Source organism: Bradyrhizobium sp. Ken01 (genome assembly GCF_055807355.1).
Genome location: NZ_JBVVPC010000133.1, coordinates 1 through 1,321, shown reverse-complemented (window position 1 = coordinate 1,321; position 1,321 = coordinate 1). Strand labels below are relative to the sequence as shown.

1 protein-coding gene and 1 other annotated feature are annotated in these 1,321 nt (G+C 64.1%); the gene reads right to left on the bottom strand.

Annotation, left to right across the window (positions count from 1 at the left end; translation table 11 throughout):
• Window positions 1-39 precede the first annotated feature (39 nt).
• Window positions 40-1,271, bottom strand: a protein-coding gene (locus AC0L3S_RS39025; protein WP_473285269.1) for an IS3 family transposase whose coding sequence is annotated in 2 segments (ribosomal slippage) — window positions 40-980 and window positions 980-1,271 — 1,233 coding nt in all. Because the reading frame shifts where the segments join, the coding sequence is not laid out codon by codon here.
• Window positions 871-987: a sequence feature (AL1L pseudoknot), on the bottom strand. It overlaps the preceding gene by 117 nt.
• Window positions 1,272-1,321: the final 50 nt, after the last annotated feature.

The following is a 1,321-nucleotide window of genomic DNA, read 5'->3' as shown; positions in this document are numbered from 1 at the left end:
TGAACCGCCCCGGGTTTGCCGGAGGCCATTTGGTTTAAGTTATGCCGCCATAGCTGGTTGTTCCAGCATGGCGTAGTAGCGTTGCTCGGCTTCGGCCGGCGGGATGTTGCCGATTGGCTCCAGGAGCCGCCGGTTGTTGAACCAGTCCACCCATTCCAAGGTCGCGAACTCGACGGCCTCGAAGCTGCGCCACGGCCCGCGCCGATGGATCACTTCGGCCTTGTAGAGACCGTTGATGGTTTCGGCGAGAGCATTGTCATAGGAATCGCCGACGCTTCCGACGGAAGGTTCGATGCCAGCTTCGGCCAGGCGCTCGGTGTATTTGATCGAGACGTATTGGCTGCCCCTGTCGCTGTGGTGCACGAGCCCGCCGCGATGGACCGGCCGTCGATCATGGAGGGCTTGCTCCAGCGCATCGAGCACGAAGCCCGCATGCGCCGTGCGCGAGGCCCGCCAGCCCACGATCCTGCGGGCATAGGCGTCGATGACGAAGGCGACGTAGACGAAGCCGGTCCAAGTTGCGACGTAGGTGAAGTCGGAGAGCCAGAGGACGTTTGGCCTCGGCGCCTTGAACTGGCGGTTGACGTGATCCAGCGGGCATGGCGTGGCCTTGTCGCTGATCGTGGTCTTGACCGGCTTGCCGCGGATAACCCCTTGTAAACCCATGTCCCGCATCAGCCGCGACACTGTACAACGGGCAACATCGAAGCCTTCCCGCTTGAGCTGCCGCCAGACCTTGCGCACGCCGTAGACGCGGAAGTTCTGATCGAAGACGCGCCGGACCTCGATCTTCAGCGCAGCATCCTGCCGGGCGCGCGCCGACAGCCTGGCGGGATCCCGCCGCTTGGCCACACGGGCGTGGTAGGTCGAGGGGGCGATCGGCAGCACCTTGCAGATCGGCTCGACCCCATGCGCCCCACGATGATCGTCGATGAAGGCGATCATGGCTTGGACCGGCGGTCGAGCTCCGCCATCGCAAAATACGCGCTTGCCTTGCGCAGGATCTCATTGGCCTGCCGAAGCTCGCGGTTCTCCCGCTCCAGGGCCTTCAGCTTCTCGGCCATGTCAGTCGGAACGCCGGCCCGCTGCCCGCTATCGATCTCGGCCTTCTTGACCCAGTCATGCAGCGTCTGCGCCGTGCAGCCGATCTTCGCGGCAATCGATGTCACTGCCGCCCAGCGCGACGGATGCTCGCTGGCGTGATCCAGAACCATCCGAACCGCGCGGGACCGGACCTCGGGTGAAAACTTGTTCGTCGTCTTGCTTGTCATGGCTCCATCCTCTCAGGAGTTGGAGCCTCCGGCAAACCCGGGGCGGTTCA